Source organism: Acinetobacter chengduensis (assembly GCF_003664645.1).
Taxonomy (GTDB): Bacteria; Pseudomonadota; Gammaproteobacteria; order Pseudomonadales; family Moraxellaceae; genus Acinetobacter; species Acinetobacter chengduensis.
Genome location: NZ_RCHC01000005.1, coordinates 118223 through 144753, shown reverse-complemented (window position 1 = coordinate 144753; position 26531 = coordinate 118223). Strand labels below are relative to the sequence as shown.

Below are 26531 nucleotides of genomic sequence, written 5' to 3'. Positions count from 1 at the left end.
GTAATAACTCAAATGGAATGGAGTGTTTCTTCATGAAACAGCAATTACAGCAAATTCTCGATCCTATCTTAGATCAGGTTGTTAACAGCATTCATCCTGTTGCAGGAGTTGTAGCAGGGGTTACAAATAGAGATGAAACCCTGTATTTAAATCATGCAGGTGAGCGGGATATTTCAACACATACGGCAATGACGGATGACAGTGTATTCGCAATTTTTTCAACAACGAAAGCAATTACAACGACTGTGGCTTTGCAACAATACGAAAAAGGACTACTTGATTTAGACGCCCCTGCTAAAGAGTATATTCCTGAAATCGGTCAACTTCAGGTTCTTCATGGCTTTGATACTCAAGGAAAACCAATTCTTCAAGCCCCGAAAATAGATGTAACTACTCGAATGCTGTTATTACATACAGCTGGTATGGGTTATGATTTTTTTAATCCTGAGTATCAGAAGCTAACTTCTGAACATGGTTATCCAAGTGTCATCACTTCATCAAAAGCATCTTTAAAAACGCCTTTATTGTTTGAACCAGGAACACAATGGGAATACGGTTCAAACATCGATTGGGCAGGATTAGTCACAGAAAAAGTTGGGGGCAAACGCCTTGGTCAACTCATGCAGGAACAAATTTTTAACCCTTTAGAAATGAATGACACTGCATTTACCTTAACATCCTCTATGCTTGAACGTCGTGCGAGTATGCACCATCGTCAAGCAGATGGCAGCCTAATTGCCGACCCTGATTTCATATTGCCACAAGAGCCAGAAGTACATATGGGTGGGCATGGTCTTTATTCTACTGTCTGTGATTATTTAAAATTTATTCGTCTTTGGCTAAATCGTGGCGAAGTCAACGGTCACCGTTTACTACAAGAAAGCACTCTTGAACTGGCTCTTAATAATGGCTTGGCAGATATTGCCATGAAAAATTTACCAGGCTCGATTCCTACTTTGTCCAATGACGTCAATATCTATCCTGAAGCTGAAAAAGGCTGGACACTTGGTTTTATGGTCAATGAACAAGTGACTGACTCAGGACGTCCAGCAGGTACTATCGGCTGGTGTGGTTTAGCAAATCTCTATTATTGGATTGATATCAAAAATAACATCGGCGGGTATTGGGCAACTCAGACACTCCCATTTGTTGATCCTACAGCCTATAACGGATTCCTTTCTTTTGAGAAAGCGGTCAATTCTCTAACCCATTAAAAATTCAAATTATTCCTAAGCCAAAATCTGGCTTAGGTCATCATGCTAATTGAATTTACTCAGTCAATAACATCATAATTTTGGTGTCCGACAAGGAACTGTTATGAAAAAAATACACACGTTGGCAACCGGCTTTCTTGGATTATTATTTCTACAAAATGTATATGCTGTCGATCTAGATGCTGGTGATTATGACTATGCACCTAGTGGTACAAATTTAGCTATGCTCTACTACCAACATGCTTCCAGAGATTCGCTTTATAATGGAAATAATCGAGTATCAGATAACGTTGAACTTAAATCCGATATTGGTATTGCACGTTATGTACACTATATGGATGTTGCTGGGCTTCACATCGCACCTCAAATTCTAGTGCCATTTGGACGTCTAGATGCTGGAAAAGATATCGCTTCTTTAGGAAGTAGCAGTGGTTTAGGCGATATTATTTTAGCAAATACTTTCTTTATTTATCATGATAAAGATACAAAATCGACATTTGGTATTACCCCCTATCTCTATTTGCCAACAGGAAAATATTCAAAATATGATGATTTGAATCTCGGTGAGAATAGAGTCAAACTAACTGTTCAAGGGGCTTATACAACCCAGCTTATAGATCGTCTAAACTGGGATATCGCTGGAGATTTTACAATTTATGGTAAGAATGATGATGTTATAAATGGAAGCTTAAAACAAGATTTAGGCTTTCAAGTTCAAACTAATGCCAGATATCGTTTAACTGATATTGCTGATTTGCGTGCTGGATTCTCATACAGTGATGCTGGAGATACAAAACAAGATGGTGTAACGACAGATTCAAATAAACAAACTAAATTTTGGATTGGTACTGGAATTTCACCCACAGCAACAACACAGGTTATTTTAAATTATGGTCGTGATCTCAAGGTGGAAAATGGTTTTAAAGAGGACAATCGTATCAACCTTAGACTTATGAAAGTATTTTAATATCAAAAATGATACTAGCTTTTTGCTAGTATCAACCATTCAATTTAACTTAAGTTTACCTGAAGTCTGAATTAAAAGAATCCAGAGGATTAAACTATTTTTTATTGTGTCTGTCAGTTTATTTTCAGCCCTTCTTATTAGAAACTCATTAGACTCCCCCACAATCTTTATCCAATAAAGTCTATTTCGGTATATTCCAATCCAAAATTTTATGTGGGTTTTTATGTGGGACAAAAGCATAGGTAAGAAAAAAGCCCTTGCGAAAACAAGGGCTTAATTCAAAATTTGGCGGAAGCGGTGAGATTCGAACTCACGGAGGGGTATAAGCCCTCGTCGGTTTTCAAGACCGGTGCATTAAACCGCTCTGCCACGCTTCCATGTGCGCCATCATACGGAGATTTCCCCATGATGACAAGTAAAAAATTCAGTTAAACCATTCAAATGAATATTGTTTCACCAAAAACATTATAAGCTGGCAGCCAATTCGGCACCTTCGCGAATTGCACGCTTCGCATCTAACTCAGCCGCCAATTTCGCACCACCAATAATATGATAATTCGCAAGCGTATGTTCTGTAGACTGAGGCATAATATCTTTTACGGATTCCTGCCCTGCACATACCACAACCGTATCTACGCGCAACAACTGATCATGCCCAGCTGTTTCAATCCATAAGCCTTCATTGGTTACCGCTTTATATTGCACACCGCGTAGCATACGTACAGCATGTTTTTTTAACTGAGCACGATGAACCCAACCAGATGTTTTGCCCAAGCCTGCACCCAATGGCGTAGTTTTACGTTGTAACAAGTAAATTTCACGTACAGGTGGATGAACCTCTGCTGGTTGCATCCCCCCTTCAGATACATAATTTACATTCGGATCAACGCCCCATTCACGTTGCCATTCATTTAAAGGCTGTGGCTGTTTCTGATGTGGTGGTTTCAGTAAATACTCTGAAACGTCAAAACCAATACCCCCTGCCCCAATCACAGCCACACGGTCACCGACAGGTGCTCCACGCAGGACTTCAGCATACGATAAGACTTGAGGTGCATCACTGCCTTCAATTTTTAAAGCACGTGGCACAACACCTGTTGCCACAATCACTTCTTCAAAGCCTTCACGTTCAAGCTGTTCGCGGTTTACTTTAGTGTTTAAACGTAAATCCACGCCAGTTTTTTCAATTTGCACTTTAAAATAGCGAATCGTTTCGTGAAATTCTTCTTTACCAGGTACTACTTTAGCTAAGTTAAATTGACCGCCGACTTCACTGCTCGCTTCAAACAAAGTGACTTGATGGCCTCGGCTGGCTGCAACCGTTGCTGCTGACATACCAGCCACGCCACCACCTACCACTGCGATACGTTTAACTTTCTTGGTTTTCACATAAACCAATTCTGTCTCATAAGCTGCTCGTGGGTTTACTAAGCAAGTCGCACGCTGGTTTTTAAAGGTATGATCCAAACACGCTTGGTTACAGGCAATACACGTATTAATTTCATCAACACGATTGGTCGCAGTTTTATTTACCCAAAATGGATCGGCCAATAAAGGGCGGGCCATTTGCACCATATCAGCTTTACCAGCAGCCAATATTTCTTCGGCAGTTTCTGGCATATTAATGCGGTTAGATGCAATTACTGGCACAGACACATGCTTTTTCACTTCTGCGGTGTAGTCTACAAATGCCGCGCGAGGCACAGAAGTCACAATAGTTGGAATACGGGCTTCATGCCAACCAATCCCTGTATTCAATAGTGTTATGCCTGCTTCTTCTAAGGCCTTCGCCACCGTAATGACTTCTTGCATAGTGTTGCCGTCATGCACCAAATCTAACAATGACAAACGGAAGCAAATAATAAACTTTTCACCTGCTTGTGCACGAATCGCTTTCACAATTTGCACAGCAAAGCGCATACGGTTTTCAATATCACCGCCCCACTGATCCTGACGTTGGTTCACGTGGCGACTTAAAAATTGATTCAGCAAATACCCTTCTGAACCCATAATTTCCACACCATCATAGCCGGCCTTTTGTGCAAGGCCTGCGGTATGTGCATAGTCCTGAATAGTATCTAAAATTTGTTTTTCACTCATTTGACGCGGTTTGAATGGTGAAATGGGTGATTTGATTGGACTTGCCGACACTACAAATGGCTGATAACCATAACGCCCTGCATGCAAAATTTGCATCAGTATTTTTGCGCCATGTTTATGCACAGCATGTGTAACCAAACGATGTGGCGCAATATCACCTAAGGTATTCATTGTACCACCAGCAGGTAACAACCATCCCGAACGGTTAGGTGAAATACCACCCGTAATAATCAGTCCAACCCCACCTTTGGCGCGCTCACCAAAGTAAGCTGCTAATTTAGGATAATTATAAAAACGGTCTTCAAGCCCTGTATGCATAGAACCCATAACCACACGGTTTTTAATAGTGGTAAATCCTAAATGCAGTGGCTTCAATATATTTGCATAGCTAGTTGTCATGGCGAATCCTTATAATGGGCTTTGCAACTTGTTGCATACTACTTTAAATCGTTTTTAATTTTTGTTTATGGCATTTTTATTTTTTTATCAGTAGAAACTGTCAATAAAGTCAATTTATTCTTTTATATCTTCAATTTAAATCCACATCAAATGCAAGATCAATTTCATTTTTTATTACAAGAAAATCGCTTTAGCCCACTTATTTTCATGTTGTGTATCAATACAATAACCAAATTTCATTAAAGATTAATTTCAGTTTAATTAAAATATGAGTTAAATATCCCACTGAGATTTTAAACTTTTCCACAATGCAAAAGCACCAAGTACTGTACCAATAGGAAAGCTCAAAAGCATGAGTACAGCTAAAATACGAGACAGAATAAGCCCCTGATTTTCACCTTTCTTTACCTGAACACACGCCACAATATTTAGTGCAATCAATAGCCCAATGCCACCACATAATACGCTAAGTTCTACTACTGTCATGGTATTTTGCTGATACTCCAAATACAGCACAACAGCCAATGCACAGCTCAAAAGGCCTGCATAAATACCATGAATTAAACTTAATGTTTCATTTTTAGTTTTTAAATGCGGATAAAGTGGTGGCAATTTGTTGTTAAGCATTCATTATCCCCAATAGGTAATTTTCCTGTCTTTAATTAGGACACATAAACATATAAACCAAACTGAGCATAACACGCTATAAATGTTTATTAAATATAAAAAAAGCAGTCTGAGCTGAAGACTACAGACCACTTTAAAATCTAACAAATATCTAGCGCCCAGCTTGCCAAAATGCCTCACCAGCTTGAATCGGATCTTGAGTTTCTGCCAAAACTTTAAGCCATACATCGTATTGAGCAATCACAGGATGCTGACTCGGGTGAAAATCACGCTTAAACCATGACATAAATTGACGATTCATTTTTGGTAAAAGCCCTTTAGCTCCCATAAACCAAGGTAAACCTTGCATAAACATCTGTGCTCGCTCACGGCGAGAATATCCATCGTAACGAAGCAATTCATTGGTGCGAATTAAGCCGATCCCAAACATGTGCAATACCGCAGCTGGCAATGCCAATTTACGCATGAGTTCTGGCACATCGCCGACCGTTTTCATCACATCGAAAGCCACGTCGCGATGTTCCATTTCCTCAATAGCATGCCAAGCCAACAATGCACGTACATAAGGATCAGCCTCCGCAAAATCTTTTTTATCACCAAAAAAACTCTCAGCCATAAGCGCGGTAAGATGCTCAAAAGCTGCGGTCAGCGCCAAATTAAATCGCGGTGAAAAGTTTCGAGTCATCCACAAAAAGATTTCATTGGCCTCAGCCGTGATCTGAGTTACGGGTAAGCCATGAGATTCCAACACATCATTCATTTTGCTATGTGCAATACTGTGCTGCGCTTCTTGCTGAATAAAATGTTTAACATCTTCTTGTAATTTAGGGTCTTCTATACGTTCCCGAAAACCACGTACTGACTCAATAAAATAACGCTCACCATCTGGAAAAAGTAAACTCACCGAATCAAAAAAGCGCGATTTAAACGGATCATTGCCAAACCAATGTCGCCCAATATTATCTAAAGCGAAATCGAGATTTTTACGCACTACAGGGTCGACCTTAAAATGTATATTTGCATTCATTGAAATATGCTCATTGTTTTAATGACTTTATATTCATTGAAAAACTGCTTTACATCTCAACGCCAAAAGCCATATTTTATACTTGAGATGCCAAAATTATTAAAAAATGAACAATATTTATATTTCTCATGCCTATTTTCAGTTGCTACAACGTTATTTGCATAGGCAGAATCGACTCGATGTTTTGAGCTCTGCCCATCAAGCACAGCTCGAACAACTCGCTCAGCAAAAACCTTTAAATAAAGCACCACTAACAAATTTCAACGCCATGTTGCACGATGTGGAAAGCGCCAAAATGTCCGATACTTTATATTGGGATATTGCACAGAACTTAGAGCTGAAACATTTTGGCTTAGTGGGCTATATTTCATCACATGCTGAAAATTTATTTGAAGCGACACAATATATTGAAAAATATGGCAGTTTAATCATTGAGTCACAGCCCGAAACGAGTATTCACTTAGCACATAACACTCGTGAGGCGATGCTGACTTGGCCACGTTGGCAAGCCGAATGCACTGCCTTAAATGAAATTAATTTATTTTCAATTCATCGCATGATTCAACAATATGTGCCTCAGCCTGATGCCCACTACTTACGCATCGAAGTTGCTCATGCACCACAGATGCCCATAAAGTATTACCAAAGTATCTTCAACTGTCCTGTTATTTTCAATAGCCCTCATTATGCCTTTGTCTATGCACAGACCAGCCTAAATACTGCCTTGGCACAGCCAGACCAAACTTTAATTGACTTACTGAGTCAACAGGCAGAGCAATATCTTGCACAGCAAAATTCTACTCAACTCACATTGAAACAGCAGATTGAGGCCTTACTTTTACCGCTTTTAAAACAAGGTTTGCCCTTACCCAATCTTCAGCAATTAGCACAACGCTTTCATCTCTCTGTCCGAAGCTTACAACGCAAATTAGCTATGGAAAATCTGATTTATCGTCAGCTCATAGAGCAACTGCGAATGCAGGTTTGCCTACAACTACTTCAACAACAGCAAATGACTTTCACTGATCTGGCCTTGCATTTAGGCTACGCCGATCAATCATCATTAGGACGTGCCTTTAAGAAAAACTTCGGCCATTCATTAGGGCAATATGCTATGGTTTCAGCTCAATCGGGTAGCAAATTTGTCCTAACTACACACCATCAAGATCTTGATTTTTAGTCAATGCTAAAAACATATAGATGCAAAGCTAGATTTCCTGACTTGAGTATCTATAAGGCAAATGCAGACTTACTTTTCATATACTCCGACTTCCGTGAGCCAGCGATCAATCACACGTTTGTTTTGGCGTTTTAATAGTGAAATATCCCACTGCCCTTCATATTTATATAAGAGTTCTTTTGACCACGGCAAAGCAGCACTAGAAAGAACGCGCCACTTCCAATATGACTCAAATCGCTCAATAAGTTCGATAGTCCATTCGATATGGCACCCTCTAGACAGCTGTTCCCAATCCCAGCGGTCTTGATAGTCTGCGATAAATTCAATTGACCAAGGTAGCTTAATGTTACTGATCAATGCAGACCAATCCCAATAATCCTTAAAATAGGCAATAAAATCGGTTGACCAAGGCAACAGCCAGTTCTTGGATAATACTGACCAATCCCAATGCTCTGAAAAGGTTGCAATGAGTGCTTCAGACCACGGTAAATTCGCTTTCGAGAGCTTTGACCAATCCCACTTGTTTTTATATTGCGCTATAAATTCAATTGACCAAGGCAAATTATAATTTTGTGATAATGAAGCCCAGTCCAATACATCTGCATACTGTTCTACAAACTCAAGTGACCACGGTAAGCTTGGATTTTTAGATAACTCTGTCCAATTCCATTGATCTTTAAACTGCTCAACTATTTTTGCAGACCATTCAACCTTTTGATTCGAATAATCAAATTTTGAAAGCGTAGACCAATTCAATTTGTCTTTAAATTGTTGTAGAAGCTCGGCAGTCCATACATCAGATTGATTTTCACATAGAATTTGCCAATCCCACTGCTCGCTATATGTTTCAAGCAACTTCGGATGTAGCATGCTAAATCGAGATAAACCCGACCAAGACCATTTAGACATATATTTTTCAATAAACGCGACATCCCACAACATTTTTCGTCTATGTGATATACCTTGCCAATTCCAGCAGTCCTGATATCGATCAATCAATTCCATTGTCCAAGGAAGTGAATCATTCCATGATAAATTCGACCAATTCCAATGGTGCTGAAATTGCTCAAGCCACTCAACCTCCCACTTTAAATCCTCTCTTCTGGAAAGTACGCCCCAGTGCCAATATTGCTGAAACTGTTCAAGCATTTCAGTGGTGAGTTTAACTGAAGAGTTTTGACTTAAAGCAAACCAATCCCATAGGTTTTTATAGTCTTCAATTAATTCTACAGACCAAAAATTATTTTTTTTATTGGCAATTTTTTGCCAGTCTTTCGGTGTTTTTGCATCAGCAATAAGTTGCATAAACTTAGTGCGCTTTTCTGCCTTTTTTTCTTGTAAAGATAATTTTCCAGTTGCCATGAAATGAAATTTTCCAAATTGTTATATTTTTTGAGCCATGATCTGCCTGAAAAATGGAGTTATTCAACTATGCTCAAATAGTTTAATGAGCAGTATTACAACAATTTAGCACAAGGATGTTGAATTAAAAATTGATTTCATCGATAGAAATAAAGTTAAAACAGAATGAGTTTCAAGCACCAATTTTAAACATCTTAACAATGCGATAATTATTGAGTAAAAACGAATATTCCATGTTTGCATAATAAAAAGCTTAAGATCTAAGCAATTTTCATCATCCTTTTTAATATTTATTCTATTTATTCGATTAACTTCTCAGTTTTAATCTATTAATTTTTTTGAGCATAATTTTTTTTGAAAAAATTTAGCGCTAAAAGTGCTACAATCAAAGAAATATGTATTCTCTCGGGCCACCCACTCTAGGTGCCTATATTAATATCGTTAGGATTAACAATGACTGATAATGCAACTATCTTGCAGAATGTCCCAGTTGGCAAAAAAGTTGGTATTGCCTTTTCTGGTGGTCTAGATACTTCAGCTGCTCTTTTGTGGATGAAGCAAAAAGGCGCAGAGCCTTATGCTTACACAGCAAACTTGGGTCAGCCTGATGAAGACGACTATGACGCGATTCCACGTAAAGCTGAAGCTTACGGCGCTGTTAAAGCACGTTTAATCGACTGCCGTTTGCAGCTTGCATTAGAAGGTATTGCAGCAATTCAATGTGGCGCATTCCACATCTCTACTGGTGGTGTTCCTTACTTCAACACAACTCCACTAGGCCGTGCAGTAACAGGTACTATGCTTGTTACAGCGATGAAAGAAGATGACGTTAACATTTGGGGTGACGGCTCTACTTACAAAGGCAACGATATTGAACGTTTCTACCGTTATGGTTTATTGACTAACCCTGCGCTTAAAATTTATAAGCCTTGGCTAGACCAAACTTTCATTGACGAACTAGGTGGCCGTGCAGAAATGTCACAGTTCCTGATCGACAATGGTTTTGACTATAAAATGTCAAAAGAAAAAGCATATTCAACTGACTCAAATATGCTAGGTGCTACGCACGAAGCAAAAGATCTTGAATATCTAAATGCTGGTATCAAAATTGTTGATCCAATCATGGGCGTTGCGTTCTGGAAAGAAGACGTTGAAATTGCTCCTGAAGAAGTATCAATTACTTTTGAAGAAGGTTTCCCTGTTGCAATCAACGGCAAACGTATTGAAGATCCAGTAGAATTTATTCTAGAAGCAAACCGTATCGGTGGCCGTCACGGTCTTGGTATGTCAGATCAAATCGAAAACCGTATTATCGAAGCTAAATCTCGTGGTATCTATGAAGCTCCGGGTATGGCGCTTCTTCACATCGCTTACGAACGCCTTGTAACTGGTATTCATAACGAAGATACAATCGAACAATATCGCATTAACGGTTTACGTTTAGGTCGTCTTCTTTACCAAGGCCGTTGGTTCGATTCCCAAGCGCTTATGCTTCGTGAAACTGCACAGCGTTGGGTTGCTAAAGCAATCACTGGTACTGTGACTTTAGAACTTCGCCGTGGTAATGACTACACAATCATGAACACTGAATCTGAAAACCTGACATACGAAGCTGAACGCTTGACTATGGAAAAAGGTGATTCTATGTTCTCTCCTGCAGATCGTATCGGTCAATTGACTATGCGTAACCTTGACATCACTGATACTCGTGCAAAATTAGGTATCTACACTGGTGCAGGTTTACTTGCAGTAGGTACAGCTTCTGCTGTTCCACAACTTAAAGACAAAAACTAAGCTTTAGTTGAGTCTAAAAAACCGCGCTTAAAGCGCGGTTTTTTTATTTGTGTTTTAAGCTTATCTACAGTTCATTTTTAGATGAATAATTTGGCTTATAACCATGTGCACTATAAGGAAGATGTCAGTGTGACTGAACGGATAGACTGATAATAAATTTGGTTACGCCCAAGTTGCTTCGCACGGTAAAGCGCTTGGTCTGCAATACTTAAAAGATCGTCTTGGTTTATATCTTCACCGCGGTATACGGTAATACCCAAACTGATTGTAATTCGGTTTGAAACCAGTGATTTTTCATGTGGAATTTCGAGTCGATCAATGGCTTTATAAATATTTGAAGCCACAGCATAAGCACCATGCGCATCTGTTTCAGGTAACAATACCACAAACTCTTCACCACCATAGCGTGCAACAAAGTCCATGTGACGAATGGCATTTTTAATATTTTGTGCAATTGCTGAAATGACATCATCGCCCTTTTGATGCCCGTAAAAGTCGTTATAGTTTTTAAAATGGTCGACATCAATAAACAGTACAGCAAGCGGTGATTCATCCACTCGTGACTGCGTATAAAAGTTATGTAGCATTTCATCGAAAGTACGACGGTTGGATATCTGTGTCAGTTCATCGTGCTGACTCAAATGTAAAAGCTCTGTGTTATGGATTCGATGAATTTGTTCACTAATTTTAGCACGTGCGGTATATAGGTAGATCATCCGCTCACGTGCAAAGATCATGTGACTAATAACAAAACCTAAAAAGCTCGCCCCAACCAGCACACGCGCTAACAACAAAATATTCACTTCTATGGTCAGCACCAAAATAACCACAGAACAGATTGCGGCCAACACACCAATGGCAAGCATGTGCAACGGTCGTATACCCGTTAAAATATAGGCTAAAATATAAATAACACTAATAATAACTAAAGCCTGATGCTTTAAGTCTTCCGTTTGAACTGTAAAAGTCAGCCAAGACATTGAGACAATTGTCCAAAAGAACACCAGCATCGAAGCTATTTTAAAATAGGGTTTTAATTTCTCTTGCGAAGAAAAAAAATAAAGAGTTAACAGACTAAGCGCACCATTTAATAAACCCAGTAAACATTGGGTAAAATCATGCTTAAAATAATTCGGATCGACAATCCAATAATCTGTGGGTACCATCACTACAATAAATAAAAAGTACACCAAAACCCCAGACCATAAGTTTCTTTCAATGTGCTTACGGGCCCGTTCTAGGTTTTTTTGCCAAAATTCATGTTCCATTCTTTTTGGGAACACGCGTCCAATACCACTGCCTTGCTGTGCAATCAGCTCTTCAACTTTTTCTTTGTCATATTGCAACTTTGCAAGGTGATACTTGTATTCCATTTCCAAGCATACATGTTGTTTTTTTATTCATGTCAAAATAACACAGAATTGTCATTTTATTTATAAAAATCACACCATTTGTCTTTAATTCTCGTTACCATTTTCACACTTTTTGCATTATCATCTGTTTTATTTCCAAGTTTGAATTCGCCTTGAATACGATTACTCTTCTCCAGCCAGATGATTGGCACGCGCATTTACGTGATGGTTTAGCCTTAAAACGAACAGTTCCAGATTTAGCGCAACAGTTTTCTCGCGCGATTTGTATGCCAAACCTAGTTCCACCCGTTAAAACTGTAGAAGAAGCCAATGCATACCGCGAACGTATCATGGCGCATGTTCCTGAAGGCGTTCACTTTGACCCGCGTATGGTGTTGTACTTTACGAACAATACTTCACCAGCTGAAGTGAAAAAAATTAAAGATTCAGAATTTGTTAATGCCATTAAGCTTTATCCTGCTGGCGCAACCACAAACTCTGACAGTGGCGTAAGCGACATTTCTAAAGTGTACGGCGTGATTGAGCAGATGGAAGAACATCAAGTTCCTTTACTGCTCCACGGTGAAGTAACACATAATCACGTCGACATCTTTGACCGTGAAAAGCGCTTTTTAGATGAAGTACTGTCTCCACTTTTAAAACAGTTCCCGAAACTCAAATTAGTATTGGAACACATCACGACAAGTGAAGCAGCCAACTTTGTACTTGAACAAGACCGTAATGTGGCTGCAACCATTACGCCACAACATTTATTATTTAACCGTAATGACATGCTTGTGGGTGGGATTAAGCCTCATTTCTACTGCTTACCTATTTTAAAACGTCAAACGCATCAGCAAACCCTCCTGGAAGTTGCGACGAGTGGCAATCCTAAGTTCTTCTTAGGTACAGATAGCGCACCACACTCAAAAGATGCTAAAGAAAATGCATGTGGCTGTGCAGGATGTTATAGTGCTCCTACCGCAATTGAGCTGTACGCTCAAGCATTTGATCAAGTCGGCAAAATTGACCGCTTAGAAGGCTTTGCTAGCCATTTTGGTGCAGACTTCTATGGCCTGCCACGTAATACCAATACCATTACATTGGTAAAAGAAGATCAAGTGATCCCTGAAAGTTTTGACTATTTGGATGGTGAAAAAATTATTCCGTTGTATGCGGGTAAAACCATCCAATGGAGAAAAGTGTGACTGATGAAACTCTACCAGTAATTGGTCAGCGTTTCCGTGGATTTTTGCCTGTTGTTGTCGATGTCGAAACTGCAGGCTTTAATGCACAGACTGATGCCTTACTGGAAATTGCAGCTATACCCATTGTGTATGATGCAGAAGGCAAATTTGTACCGGGTGAAGCGCACCACGCGCATATCAACCCCTTTGAAGGTGCAAACTTAGACCGCAGATCATTGGACTTTATTGGTATCGATCCATTTAACCCAATGCGTATGGCCATGGCTGAAGACGAAAAAACTGCGATTAAACGGATTTTTAAAGCAGTCAATGAAGTACGCCGTAAACAAAATTGTACCCACGCTGTACTGGTTGGCCATAATGCGCATTTTGACTTAGGCTTTGTGCAAGCAGCGATTGCACGTACTGGCACTAAAAATCAAAATCCATTTCATAGTTTTTCTGTGTTTGACACAGTGACTCTAAGTGCTGTTATGTTCGGTCAAACTGTTTTGGCAAAATCATGCATTCAAGCAGGTATCGAATTTGACGGTAAAGAAGCACATTCTGCACTGTATGACACACAAAAAACCGCTGAATTGTTCTGCTTTATTCTAAATAAACTCGGTCCACATTTGCTCGACACATTGGTAGCGGAATAATAAGCTTCCGCGCCTTCTATACGTCCCTGCCCGACTTAAAATTAGCTTATAAATTTTAAGCCCCTCCTGCGCAGGGACGCTATTTTCTGCCTCCAATGACCTATTTGTTTGTTTTTTAAACCAAATTTGCATTTTATTATTGTAAATAGTTCTCAGTTGCATTGATCTCAAGCAAATATGTAATGATAATCATTTTTGTTTTCAATTACTAATTTTTGCTATGCGATTTGCTCCTTCTACTTTAACGCTTGCTGTACTCAGCATACTAAGCTCAAATCTTTTGGCTGAAACAAATCAACAAAGCGACGCCATCTCTGATGATGAATATTTAAAGTTATCAACCATCGTAATACAGGCAAAAGCAGCACCAGAAATTGGCAAAACGAGCTATTCTCAGCAAGATCTACAACGCACACCTAATAGCTCTAAAAATATCACTGATTTTTTAAAAGTTAATCCAAATGTTCAGTTTAGTAATGATCATCTTGCTGCCAGCTCACAAGCCGATTTAAAGCCAGCAGAAATTTCGATACATGGCGCGCAATCATTTCAAAACAAATTTATTATTAATGGTGTAAGTAACACCAATATTTTAGACCCTGTTGGCACAGGTTCGGGGATCTACGGTGGTATTAATGCAGGTTCTCAAGGCGTTGCAATTAATACTGACTTATTATGTAACTTAGAAGTATTAGACAGTAATGTCAGTGCTAAACATGGTGGTTTTACGGGCGGTGTTATTAGTGCAGACACTTGCACACCACGGTCTGAAATTGGCAAAATTCATGGCACAATTTCCTATGACTACACCAGTAGTGACTGGGTTTCCTACCACCTAAAGACAGATGCCGACAAAGGCCTTTTTGATGGTGAATCCTCACAAGGCAACCAAAAGGAATATGCTCGCCAAGGAGTGAGTACTAATATTTATAGTAAGCTGTCAGAACACTCTGGTATTAATCTGTTTGCCTCACATCGCCAATCTGATATTGAGGTACTTAGTGGTTTAGACAGTCCAAAAACAATAAATCAGAAAAAGATCAATCAAAACTTAGGTGGCACTTATTTTTACGACCCAGACCCACTCACTTCAATGAAGTTTGGTGTAACTTTAGGCAATTTAGAAGACAATAACTATGCAGAAAATCGTGTTAATTCACACAGTAATACCAATAATGAATCAGCCTTAATTTTTGGCCAGCATAGTAAAACTTATGATGCTGTTAAGGTCACACAAAAAATCAACTATCAACAAATTGATAATGCTCGTTTGGCTGATAAAAACTACGGGATTAATTGGCTATATGCCCCTGACTCCAAAAATTGGTCTAACCCCACTGCCAAAGCAATGGAAGGTTCTCCATCGGCAAGTATCGAATTTGCACAACATACTTTTAACTATGAATTAGACAGCGTATTTAACACAATTAACTTCGGCTCAACTGCACATCATTTTAGCCTTGGTTTAGGCTATCACCGCAATGATGTTAAATGGGAACGACTAAATGACTATATGACTTTTTACGGCGTCACTTCTGGTAATACTCAAAACCTGTTTGATCTGAATGGTGGACAATGTCAAGCCGATGATTGGCTCTGCGATGAGGCAACTACAGGTGTATTCACTAGTTCTAAAGTACCAACCATCTTTAACGGACAATATTTTAGAAAGGGATCCTTGTATAAAGCAGGTACATTCAAAAAGACCTATCAGCAAGCCTATATATATGCTGAAGATGATATCCATTGGAAAAATGTCAAAGCGCGCTTTGGTGTTCGTGCAGATTATGATGAGTCAAATAACCAACTGAACATTGCACCTCGAACCCGTTTCAGTTATCTGCCCTTTCACAATGAAACTATGGAGTTAACCGCAGGCTGGAACCGGTATTATAGTGCACCAACCTATGCTACCGACTTAAGTCAGGCATTGATGGACTTAGACCTTAGCATCTCTCGTGAGGATCAAAATTCGGCATGGACTGAAAAACAAAACTACAATACAAATGCAACACGTAAATCTGACTTGAAAACACCTTATGCAGATGAACTAATTTTAGGCGTAGCTAGCCAGTATAAAAACACGAATATTGCACTGAAATGGGTAAACCGACAGTACAAAGATGAAATCTCACGTGACCGAAGCAATATTTCCGTGGGGGGTGGCTTTAATCGCTCATTTGAGTATGCCAACAGTGGTTATGGTAAAAATGACACAGTGACCTTAGGTATTAATACCGTTGAACCTCTTAAATTTATGGGCTCTCAACATCAATTAGGCTTAGCTGTAAATTATAGCCAAAGCTTCCGTGGCACACCTGACTATACAGAGGACTATACCGAAGCAAACATGGAGGAGTTGGTATCCTTTAATGGCAAAATTATTCACTATGCCGACCGCCCTGCTTCTAACTTTAATCAGCCTATTACTGCACGGGTAAAATGGGACATGCATTTTGATCGTCTTCCAATCACGATTTCTAACTTTTTTAGCTATAAAGACACTTATGAGCAAGTTCTTAGCTCAAGTGATAAAGTCATTCATGACGGCGCAAAACTTGATACTTATGTGATTCAAGACGTTAAGCCACGTTTTAGCTGGGATATGCGTACCAGTTATGAATGGAAAATAGCAAAAGACTACTCAGCGATCTTTGGATTGACTATTAACAACTTAACCAATCGAAATAATCTATACGTTTCAGGCTCTAAGTTGTATTCTGAAATCGGACGCCAATTTGTGGCAGATGTGACCTTTAAGTTCTAAAATCCTTAAGATGAAGAATATATAAATATTCTTCATCTTCTTTTTTACCACAACCAAACAGCATCATATAAAGTGTTTAAAGATGAATTCTCTTTTCGAACGCTGAACTCAATCCATTAGTGTCTAAGAAAAAAGCATTTGCATTGTTAAATAAAGAAATTATTTTGACTTTTATCGGAAATCTCTCTAGTATTCGCTCTACCTCACAATGTCCCTATCGTCTAGAGGCCTAGGACATCGCCCTTTCACGGCGGTAACCGGGGTTCGAATCCCCGTAGGGACGCCATATCTTTTCCTATAAAAATTTCTACTTATATACATTTTTAAATTTACTGATTGTTTTTTTATATTACTGACATCGTTTTTTTAAATTGAAAATAATTCTCATTTATATTGATTAATTACATAAAGTTAATGATAATCGCTTGCATTACGTTTCAACCCATTTCCCTCTATGCGCTTTTGTCACTCTCCCCTTTATATTGCAATGTTTACCGCACTTCCATCTGCACAAATATTTGCCGCTGAAACCAGTCCTTCACCCATCGAAATTCAAATGAATACCATTGTGGTTGAAGCAGATCAGCATAAAGAGGTTGGCACAGCGAAATATAATCAAGAACAACTCAAAGATATGCCGAATGGCAAAAAAAGTATCAGTGACTTTTTAAAAACGCACACTAACGTACAATTTGATCGTGATGCTTATAGTAGTGGTAATCAAGCTTCTTTGGCTCCAGAAAAAATTTCCATTAACGGCGCACCCAATTTTGCCAATAAATTTACCGTCAATGGTGTAAATACCTCAAATACCTTTGACCCCGTAGGTGAAAGTGCAGATTCTAACTACTACGGTGCACCGAGTAACTCTCAAACAGCCAACATTAATACCGACTTGATTTGCGAACTTGAAGTTATTGACAGTAATGCTAGCGCAGAGCATGGTGATTTTCAGGGGGGTGTAATTACGGCTAAAACCTGTGCGCCAAAATCTGAAATTGGCAAATTGCACGGCTCAATTAGCTATGATTACACCAATTCTGATTGGTCTCGCTTTAATTATGTAGATGACGCTGAAGAAGCTGATTTTGAAGATCAAGATACTGACCATCATAAGGAATACACCACTCAAGGTATTAGCGCCAATGTTTACGGTCGCTTAAATGAGGAATGGAGCTTTAACGCCTTTGGTGCTACGCGCGGTTCACGTATTCCTGTGATGAGTGGCTTAGCTGAAAATGATAAAATTAAAACCGAAGAAATCAATAATAATGCAGGTTTCACTGCCTACTTCAACCCAAATGATCAGCAAGCCTATCAATTTGGTATTGAACATTATGAATATGACAAAGAAGGCTATTACAAAAACAAGATCAACTCTGATTACACCATAGACACGATTACCGACACACTGTTTTTTAATGCCAAAAATAAATTCAATGGTTTTCAGCTTGAACAAAATTTAAACTATCGTACAACTGAATTAGACCGACGTTTAAAAAGTAATACTTCGACAATTTGGAACTATGCTGCGGGTTCAAAAGATTGGCTTCCAAATTCAAAAGATGGCGATACCCTGACTGACGGTGGTTTTGGTGGCAACATCATTAACCAACAGTCGACCCTATCTTATGACTTAAAAGCCATTTTCGATCCGATTAAGTTAGCTAATACCACACACCGCTTTAAGACAGGTGCTGGCTATCAGCATAATGAAGGATCATGGGAACGCCCCGACTCGATGTCTGTATACACCACACGTGCAGATTTAGGTACGGCATCATGTGCCGTAGGCGATGCTCAATGTGATGAAGCAGACTTACAATACCGTGCAAGTTCAACTAAACCGTGGGAATCATGGTCAGGTCAGTATTCGCGCTCAGGCACATTTTATAATGCAGGCAAATTCACAGCGCGCCAAGACCAATGGCATGTATTTGCTGAAGATGATATCAGTTGGAATAATTTCCGTGCGCGCCTAGGTTTACGTGCAGATTACGACTCTTTAGCATCGAATCTCAATATCGCACCGCGTTCGACATTTGAGTATCTACCATTTTCAAATGAGTCACTTAAATTTACAGCGGGCTTTAACCGTTATTATGGCAATGTCTTCCTAATGACTGAGCTAGACGAAAAGGCCTATACAACCTATGCAAATTTATCTCGTTTAGCGACCTATCAAAATAGCTGGGATGAAAGTAACAATTACGGTTGGGTGACAACTTATCCAAACTCACAAGCAGCCGCAGTACGTGCTACAGATGTAAAAACACCGTACAGCGATGAAAAAGTTTTTGCGATCAGTAGTCAAATCAAAAATTTAGATTTAAATCTAAAATGGGTAAACCGCCAATTTGAAGACCGCATTGAAGAAACCCGTATCTATAAAACCACAGCGGCTGGCACAGAAGCATTAGATTATCGTACCTATAGCAATGTCGATGGCGGTCATGCTGATACTTATACGTTCAGCATGAGCAATATTAACCCTTGGGAAATTGGACAAACACAGCACAAACTAGGGCTTGGCTTAAGCTATATCGACAACGAAACTACCCGCGGTTCATATAAAGATATGGACTCGGATTCCCGTAACGCTTATGTGTCTTTAAATGGTTCTATTGTTCCTAAAAGTCAGCTTCCCGTTAAAGATGCGCCATTTACAGCACGCTTAAACTGGGAAATGAAAGGTACAGCATTGCCATTTACATTGCATAACTTCTTAAACTTCCGCTCTGCTTCAACAAATTATGTTGCAACAGGTGATAAAGTGTCGTGGAATGGCGAAAATATTTCAGTCATGGAAGAACAAGATTTTTCTAGCAAGTTTACATGGGATACTCGTGCGACCTATGACTGGAAAATCACACCACAACAAAGTATGACCTTCGGCTTGACGGTTTCAAATCTATTCAACAAGCACAATAAAAACGCCACAGATAATGGCAAGCTTTATTCAGAAGAAGGGCGTCGCTTTATCGCTGACGTGACCTATAAATTTTAATCACCATCCTATCAAGAGCGTCTAAAACGCTCTTGATTCATTTTAAAATAGACTTAAAAACAAATGAATAAAATAATTGTATTGGTTGGACTGTGCATATTGGGTATTGGCTTATTGGTCTATTTTTTAAAACCAGAGCCAAACTCTCAGACACCGCAACAACAAGCTGATAAATCCGTTGCAGAACAACACAAACCAATGACTTCAAATGACTCACATGAGCAAAATGCTCAGGCTAAGAATAATCAGTCGTTAGAAAACCCAGCTTCTGTAAAAGCAAAAAAAACCAGTGATGAAGCACTGCGTTACTACAAAACAGCGTATAAGGATGGTTGGGAATCCATCGTTCGTGATTTTGAAAACGGTACAATTGCCAATAGCAAAATGACTGATGCTGAAAAAAAGAAACTTTGTGAACTAGCCTTATACGGTACGAATGTAGAACAGACTAAGCGTTTATTTGCTGTGAACTGTACGCCAGTAACCGGTAAAATATCTTTTATGAGTATTAATACCCAATTAAAAGATGCCAACGGTCAAGTTGATCAAGCAGAAATTATTGAAAAGCTTAAACTCCTTCAGGACGAAAATATTCTTCAAACTCACGGTGCATATAAGCTTGGTCCTTATGAGGAAAAATTTAATTTGCAGTCAGATGCTGTTTCACGGGGGCTTGAAGAGGTCTCAGATTATTTGCTCAGCATTGGGATTGGCTATTCAGGCAACACTGAAAATTTAATTAATAGTAATCTCAGTGGCCGCAATCCATCTGTTAGCCTTGTGAATAAACTTTTAAAAGCGGGGATTTCACCAAATGCTGCCACCTACACATTGCTAGAAGAAAGAAAAATAGCAATGAAAAACCCTGAACTCTACCAATTACTCCAGCAAGTAAAACCATAGCTAGAGATGCTCAATTAATGTCAGTGTGAATTTAACTTTCACACTGATATTCAAATCCTTTTGATTTATAATTTCGGTACATTATTCAATTGTACTCAATATGCTTAAGAAAATTTTATTGGTTCTGCTTATTTTATTTCCAGCAGCTCTGTACATATATTTTGTTTCTAACAGCAGTCCATCTGCAACAACATCACCTCAACAGCAAACTCCACATTCTCAGAATCAACAATAGATTTAGGTTTTACCTGCTTTTTGCAATCACGTAAGTGATTGCGAAGGTATCTATTTTATAAATCTACTTTCAGCTTTTATTTGAAAATAACGATATATGTGAATTTTCACACAATGAAAATATAAAATATCTTTTTCAAATCTAAGTTATTGTATGTCAACTCCTTCTGATTCTACGCAGACCTCTGCAAGTGGGGATTCACCTTCCTTAAAACGCGCAATGACCACGCGCCATCTGATTATGCTTTCGCTTGGTGGCGCAATTGGTACAGGCTTGTTCATGGGCTCTGGTGAAGTTATTTCTCAAGCTGGCCCGTTAGGTGCTGTATTGGCCTACATTATTGGCGGTCTCATTGCCTACATGGTCATGCTGTGTTTAGGTGAATTGGCTGTGCACCTCCCTGTTTCAGGTTCATTCGGTGCTTTTGCGACTAACTATATTGGCCCGGGTACAGGCTATATGGTGTCTTGGATGTACTGGCTGGGCTGGTCAGCGACTTTAGGTACAGAATTTACCGCGGCCGCGATCTTAGTCCAAGAGTGGTTTCCACAAACCTCCATTTGGCTCTGGACGTTGATCTTCGCGGCAGGTGTACTCATTTCCAACTTAAGTTCAACACGTGCTTTTGCTGAATCTGAGTTTTGGCTTTCAATGGTGAAAGTTGCAACCGTGCTGGTGTTCATCTTACTGGGCTTTTCATGTATTTTTGGCTTTATTCCATTTGATGGTTATAGCTCAGCCCCCATGTTTAACAACTTAACTGAACATGGCTGGCTACCCAATGGTTTATTTCCGCTCTTTGCAACTTTATTGATTGTAAACTTTGCCTTTAATGGTACAGAAATGATTGGTATTGCCGCAGGCGAAACTGAAAACCCTGAAAAAAATGTACCTAAAGCAATTCATGCCGCTGTATGGCGTTTGATTATTTTCTTTGTGGGTACCATTGTTGTCATTAGTTCATTACTTACGTATACAGATGCAGGCTTAAACGTTGGCGGTCACGGTGGATTAAGTAGCAGTCCTTTTGTATCCGTCTTCCAGCACATGGGCATTCCTTATGCTGAAGATATTATTCGATTCGTCATTATTACTGCATTACTTTCCACTGCAAATTCAGGTTTATACGCAGCTTCACGCATGATGTGGGCGCTTTCAGCTCAAAAACAATTGCCACGTGTATTTTCCAAAGTGAACAAAGCAGGTGTTCCTGTAGTTGCCATTTGGGTCACTATGATTGGCGGTTTACCTGGCTTACTTTCAGAGCAATTCGGTGCCGATGTCATCTTTAAAAACTTGATGGGTGTTGCAGCCTTTACCATGGTCATTGTGTGGATGAGTATTTGCTGGAGCCAATTTAACTTCCGCCGTCAGTGGTTAAAGCAAGGGCATAGCGTTTCTGAGCTTAAATTCCATACGCCATGGTTCCCATTGGTGCCGATTCTTGGTTTTGTGTGCTGTACCGCAACAGGTTTAAGTATGGCTGCTGATCCTGAAATGCTTTCTGGTTTTATTGGCTGTCTGCTGTTTATGGCTGCCTGTTATGCAAGTTATTACTGGTTATATCATAATAAAAATTAATTTAATCTTTTTTCATTAATAAGGACGCAACTTCTAAGTTGCGTCTTTTCATTTTGGCAAGTCCTTCTTGCTTCATATTATTTTGAGTTTTATATATTAAAATCTTCAAACACATTGTCATATTTTAAATATTTGTTTGAAAATAATTCATTTTTATTAGAATTGCTAATTTTTCAATCAATCAACATAAAAGTTTAATATTTTAGCTATTACATGTTTGACACTAAAAATAAAAATCCCTAATATACGCATCACCTCGCAACGTCCCTATCGTCTAGAGGCCTAGGACATCGCCCTTTCACGGCGGTAACCGGGGTTCGAATCCCCGTAGGGACGCCATATCTTGATCGCATCTGATCGGCACTTATTCAAAATTACTATTATTCCATTGCAGATTTGTAGTTTTTCACTACAATAGCTCGCTTCATTCTCTTGATATTTTAATCTCTTCCTATGCACTCATCTCCGAATGATGCTTCGCATCAGGGCAATTCTGCGCCTTTAAAACGCGCTATGAGTACTCGACATCTGGTCATGATTTCGCTTGGTGGCGCAATCGGAACAGGCCTATTTTTAGGGTCGGGTGAAGTCATTGCACAAACGGGGCCTGTAGGTGCCATCATCTCTTATTTCTTAGGCGGTATTATCGCCTATATGGTCATGCTCTGCTTAGGCGAGTTGGCTGTACACATGCCTGAGTCTGGCTCATTTGGTGCTTATGCCAAACGCTATATTGGACCAGGCACGGGTTATACCATCACATGGTTATATTGGCTTACTTGGTCGGTCACGCTTGGAACAGAATTTACTGCTGCAGCACTGCTTATGCAGGAATGGTTCCCAGACAGTTCTATGTGGATGTGGACCCTAATCTTTGGTGCTTTTGTATTTACTTTAAATATGATTTCAACCAAATGGTTTGCAGAATCTGAATTCTGGCTCGCTTTGGTTAAAGTGATTACGGTTGTAGCATTTATTTTGCTCGGTCTATTGGCTATTTTTGGTGTGCTTGGCTACCAAGGTCAAGAAACAGCACCGCTATTTAATAACCTGACCGCCCAAGGCTGGTTCCCAGAAGGCCTATTCCCAATCTTTACCACGATGTTGATTGTGAACTTCGCATTCTCTGGTACAGAATTGATTGGCGTGGCTGCGGGTGAAACCAAAGATCCTGCTAAAAATGTACCTAAAGCCATTAACACAGCAATTTTCCGCTTGCTAATTTTCTTTGTAGGTACAATTGTTGTGGTGACGTGTCTATTGCCACATCAAGAAGCAGGCCTTGGCAACAATGGCGTAAGTAGCTCACCGTTTGTAACGGTATTCCAGCATATTGGTATTCCATACGCTGAAGACGTTATCCGCTTTGTGATTATTACTGCGCTATTATCAGCAGCCAACTCTGGCTTATTTGCAGCTTCTCGTATGATGTGGTCATTGTCATACAACAAGCAATTGCCTGCTGTATTTTCGAAAGTTAATTCACGTGGTATTCCTTACGTCGCGGTTATTGTAACCATGATTGGTGGTATGCCTGGCTTACTCTCTGAGCAATTTGCACCTGAAGCGATTTTCACTAACTTACTGGGTATTGCTGCCTTTACCATGGTGGTTGTATGGATGAGTATCTGTTTAAGTCAGCTCAACTTCCGTCGCCAATGGTATAAAGATGGTCATAGCAAATCAGAGCTTAGCTTTGCTGCACCATTGTTCCCAATCGTGCCAATTTTAGGTTTTGTCTTCTGCTTTATTACCTGTATCAGTATGGTATTTGATCCAACGATGCGAATCAGCTTTTTTGGCTGTTTAACATTTATTGCAACATGCTATGCAAGCTACTATGCGTTTTATCACAATAAAAACGCATCTTAAGTATTTTTATTGCTGACAATTCAGCAGCAAATTAGAGCAGCCTAGGCTGCTCTTTTTTTATTTATACTCAAAAGTAATCAACACATTTCACAATGTGAGAATTGCTGATGAATATCATTTTTATTCACGGAATGAACCAACAACATGAAACAGCCCAGACGCTTAAAAAGCGCTGGCTTGGTTTACTTGAAAATGCACTCATTCAAACACAGCAACAAAATCTGTTGCCTGACCTCATAAGGCATTTCCGCATGCCCTTTTATGGTGATTTACTGTCCCGATATCATCTGAATAACATGCTAAATGCCAGCACACTGCTACCACAAACATGGCCACATATTCCTTTTTTACATACGTCAACTCGTAAAACACCTACCAAAACATCTATAAAAAATGAAGTTAAAAAATACCCTCAGCACGATTTACATCATAAATTTCATCAATTGAGTGCGATCAGCAAAGATTATGCCTTACATGGCTTCGCTCTACTTCTCAATGATTTTCCCAAACTGCATGCCACTTTGCTGCATCAGTTTTTGGTTGAAACCGATTTATATTTATCAAATCCACATTTTCTGCATGCAGTTCATCTGCGTATTCATGAGCAACTGCACGACACCAAACCCAATATTATTGTGGCGCACTCATTAGGTTCAGTCATTGCCTATCATTATCTACTCGAACACCCAGAAATGAATATTCATCGTTTAATTACACTTGGTTGCCCACTCGCATTTCACACCATTCAACAGCGATTACCGCAGCCCATTCAACGCCCTGCATCACTTAAGGGTGATTGGATTAACTTTTATTCACATGATGATTTTCTAGCAGCCTTAGCTCTACAACCATCACTTTTTGATTTTCAACCCGCTATTTTAAATTGTGAAATTCGAACATCTATTGAACATCCACACGATATTGCTGGTTATTTACAACATCCTGAGGTGATTCAAGCTATTTTAAACACGCTTAAAAATTAATCCAAAACAATGTATTTTTCCCATATTATCGTAATATTGTTTTAATTTTATGCACTCAGCACATAAAACTGAAATTATTTATAGAAATGCGTTTGACACCCCTCTATTTTCACCCTATTATACGCCCACCTCTGAAACGTCCCTATCGTCTAGAGGCCTAGGACATCGCCCTTTCACGGCGGTAACCGGGGTTCGAATCCCCGTAGGGACGCCAATTTTCAGAAGTACATTTTATTAAGTCCCTATCGTCTAGAGGCCTAGGACATCGCCCTTTCACGGCGGTAACCGGGGTTCGAATCCCCGTAGGGACGCCATTACTTCAAATGATTTTATCATCAAGTAACGGTTTTAAAATTTATCTTCTGTACTGTCCCTATCGTCTAGAGGCCTAGGACATCGCCCTTTCACGGCGGTAACCGGGGTTCGAATCCCCGTAGGGACGCCATATTCGAGTTGGTTCTTCACCACTCAATCAAAAGCCCAAGCATAATGACTTGGGCTTTTTTTGCCTTCTATATTTTAGAAATTTACATCTGCTCGCCATACAGCATAAGATGAACACATTCACGGTGCTTCATTCATTATTCAATAGCCACATAAAAATTATGCAGATCACATTATTTCATTTACCCAATTCCCGCTCCCAACGTATTGTTTGGCTTTTAGAAGAATTAAAACTGGATTATCAACTGGTCATTTGTGATCAACCCAGCTCTAAAACAGATATGAAATTTCCAACTGTGCAGATTGAACAACAGGGACAAATACAGTTGCTGAGTGAAAGCAGTGCCATTGTGGAGTACCTCTGTCAGCGTGAGCAAAAACTACTAATTCCGCCATCGAATCTCCATTATTGGCATTATTGTTTTTATAAAAATTTCGCCGATGCCAGCTTCATGCCCAATTTAGCGTTAAAGCAAGTGTTCGCACAAATTGCGCAGCAAACACCGTGGCTGGTGCGTTTTGTGAGTCTCGCATTTAAGGTCGCATTTAACCGTGCCTATTTAAATCCAGAACTACATAAACAAATGCAAATGCTCAATCACCATTTTATGCAGCACACATGGCTAGCTGGTGATGTATTTAGCAGTTCAGATCTATTACTGTGGTTTCCATTACAGGCCTGTGAATTTGCGCATCCAAAATTTAGCGACTATCCAGCCCTTGCTCAATATTTAAAGCAAATAAAAAGCAGACCCGCATTCCAAACTGCATTGCAGAAAGGACACTGGTCTGCTGTAGAGTTTCAGCGCTATTGGCAGATTACACAGTAAATCTAGCCCATAGCCCAAGCTTCATAAAACTGCGATCT

18 protein-coding genes and 6 tRNA genes are annotated in these 26531 nt (G+C 39.5%); 18 read left to right on the top strand and 6 right to left on the bottom strand.

From position 1 onward, the window contains the following. Positions 1-32 precede the first annotated feature (32 nt). Both D9K81_RS06220 and D9K81_RS06215 read left to right on the top strand, forming a co-directional pair. Positions 33-1214, top strand: a complete 1182-nt coding sequence (locus D9K81_RS06220) for a serine hydrolase domain-containing protein (protein WP_120374427.1) — start codon at positions 33-35, stop codon at positions 1212-1214. A gap of 103 nt (positions 1215-1317) precedes the next feature. Continuing rightward, positions 1318-2181, top strand: a complete 864-nt coding sequence (locus D9K81_RS06215; RefSeq protein ID WP_120374426.1) for a transporter — start codon at positions 1318-1320, stop codon at positions 2179-2181. Positions 2182-2467: 286 nt separating this feature from the next. On the opposite strand, the gene D9K81_RS06205 is transcribed toward D9K81_RS06215, so the two are convergent. From D9K81_RS06205 to D9K81_RS06185, 4 genes are all read right to left on the bottom strand, one after another. Further along, positions 2468-2558: transfer RNA gene (locus D9K81_RS06205), tRNA-Ser, on the bottom strand. Between the two features lie 88 nt (positions 2559-2646). Beyond that, positions 2647-4680, bottom strand: a complete 2034-nt coding sequence (locus tag D9K81_RS06200; RefSeq protein WP_120374424.1) for an NADPH-dependent 2,4-dienoyl-CoA reductase — start codon at positions 4678-4680, stop codon at positions 2647-2649. Between the two features lie 273 nt (positions 4681-4953). Continuing rightward, positions 4954-5307: a hypothetical protein gene (locus tag D9K81_RS06190; RefSeq protein WP_120374422.1), complete on the bottom strand. Its 354-nt coding sequence runs from the start codon at positions 5305-5307 to the stop codon at positions 4954-4956. Between the two features lie 151 nt (positions 5308-5458). Next, positions 5459-6334, bottom strand: coding sequence for a metal-dependent hydrolase (locus D9K81_RS06185; RefSeq protein WP_120374421.1), 876 nt, complete (start codon positions 6332-6334; stop codon positions 5459-5461). A 106-nt stretch (positions 6335-6440) separates the two neighbouring features. On the opposite strand from D9K81_RS06185, the gene D9K81_RS06180 reads away from it, so the two are divergent. Further along, positions 6441-7514 carry an AraC family transcriptional regulator ligand-binding domain-containing protein gene (locus D9K81_RS06180; protein WP_120374420.1) on the top strand — a complete coding sequence of 358 codons (1074 nt, stop codon included), beginning with the start codon at positions 6441-6443 and terminating at the stop codon, positions 7512-7514. 69 nt (positions 7515-7583) lie between these two features. Here D9K81_RS06180 and D9K81_RS06175 read toward each other — a convergent pair whose 3' ends face one another. Then, entirely contained in the window at positions 7584-8876 is a 1293-nt protein-coding gene (locus D9K81_RS06175; RefSeq protein WP_120374419.1) for a hypothetical protein, read from the bottom strand. Positions 8877-9329: 453 nt separating this feature from the next. Here D9K81_RS06175 and argG point away from each other — a divergent pair, with 453 nt between their 5' ends. Next, positions 9330-10670, top strand: a complete 1341-nt coding sequence (argG, locus tag D9K81_RS06170) for an argininosuccinate synthase (RefSeq protein WP_120374418.1) — start codon at positions 9330-9332, stop codon at positions 10668-10670. A 110-nt stretch (positions 10671-10780) separates the two neighbouring features. Here argG and D9K81_RS06165 read toward each other — a convergent pair whose 3' ends face one another. Continuing rightward, entirely contained in the window at positions 10781-12043 is a 1263-nt protein-coding gene (locus tag D9K81_RS06165; RefSeq protein WP_120374417.1) for a GGDEF domain-containing protein, read from the bottom strand. Between the two features lie 152 nt (positions 12044-12195). On the opposite strand from D9K81_RS06165, the gene pyrC reads away from it, so the two are divergent. The 14 genes from pyrC (at position 12196) to D9K81_RS06095 (ending at position 26493) form a co-directional block, all read left to right on the top strand. Further along, the gene (pyrC, locus tag D9K81_RS06160; RefSeq protein ID WP_120374416.1) at positions 12196-13230 is read left to right on the top strand and encodes a dihydroorotase; all 1035 of its coding nucleotides are present in this window, start codon (positions 12196-12198) and stop codon (positions 13228-13230) included. Beyond that, positions 13215-13871 (top strand): ribonuclease T, encoded by a 657-nt coding sequence (rnt, locus tag D9K81_RS06155; protein ID WP_120374415.1) that lies wholly within the window; start codon positions 13215-13217, stop codon positions 13869-13871. Before pyrC ends, rnt begins: the two co-directional genes overlap by 16 nt. 280 nt (positions 13872-14151) lie before the next feature. Then, positions 14152-16638: a TonB-dependent receptor plug domain-containing protein gene (locus D9K81_RS06150; RefSeq protein WP_227601944.1), complete on the top strand. Its 2487-nt coding sequence runs from the start codon at positions 14152-14154 to the stop codon at positions 16636-16638. Between the two features lie 210 nt (positions 16639-16848). Continuing rightward, positions 16849-16924 (top strand) — tRNA-Glu (locus tag D9K81_RS06145). Between the two features lie 201 nt (positions 16925-17125). Then, positions 17126-19645: a TonB-dependent receptor plug domain-containing protein gene (locus D9K81_RS06140; RefSeq protein ID WP_171406888.1), complete on the top strand. Its 2520-nt coding sequence runs from the start codon at positions 17126-17128 to the stop codon at positions 19643-19645. A gap of 63 nt (positions 19646-19708) precedes the next feature. Next, positions 19709-20548: a hypothetical protein gene (locus D9K81_RS06135; protein ID WP_121523157.1), complete on the top strand. Its 840-nt coding sequence runs from the start codon at positions 19709-19711 to the stop codon at positions 20546-20548. A gap of 388 nt (positions 20549-20936) precedes the next feature. Next, positions 20937-22364 carry an amino acid permease gene (locus D9K81_RS06130; protein WP_120374411.1) on the top strand — a complete coding sequence of 476 codons (1428 nt, stop codon included), beginning with the start codon at positions 20937-20939 and terminating at the stop codon, positions 22362-22364. Between the two features lie 263 nt (positions 22365-22627). Beyond that, positions 22628-22703, top strand: a tRNA-Glu gene (locus D9K81_RS06125). Positions 22704-22817: 114 nt separating this feature from the next. Continuing rightward, on the top strand, positions 22818-24236 hold the full coding sequence (locus D9K81_RS06120; RefSeq protein ID WP_120374410.1) for an amino acid permease: 1419 nt from the start codon (positions 22818-22820) through the stop codon (positions 24234-24236). Between the two features lie 107 nt (positions 24237-24343). Next, the gene (locus tag D9K81_RS06115) at positions 24344-25219 is read left to right on the top strand and encodes an alpha/beta fold hydrolase (RefSeq protein WP_120374409.1); all 876 of its coding nucleotides are present in this window, start codon (positions 24344-24346) and stop codon (positions 25217-25219) included. A 138-nt stretch (positions 25220-25357) separates the two neighbouring features. Continuing rightward, a tRNA-Glu gene (locus tag D9K81_RS06110) sits at positions 25358-25433 on the top strand. Between the two features lie 24 nt (positions 25434-25457). Continuing rightward, positions 25458-25533: transfer RNA gene (locus tag D9K81_RS06105), tRNA-Glu, on the top strand. Positions 25534-25588: 55 nt separating this feature from the next. Beyond that, positions 25589-25664: transfer RNA gene (locus D9K81_RS06100), tRNA-Glu, on the top strand. A 160-nt stretch (positions 25665-25824) separates the two neighbouring features. After that, on the top strand, positions 25825-26493 hold the full coding sequence (locus tag D9K81_RS06095) for a glutathione S-transferase (RefSeq protein ID WP_120374408.1): 669 nt from the start codon (positions 25825-25827) through the stop codon (positions 26491-26493). Positions 26494-26531 lie beyond the last annotated feature (38 nt).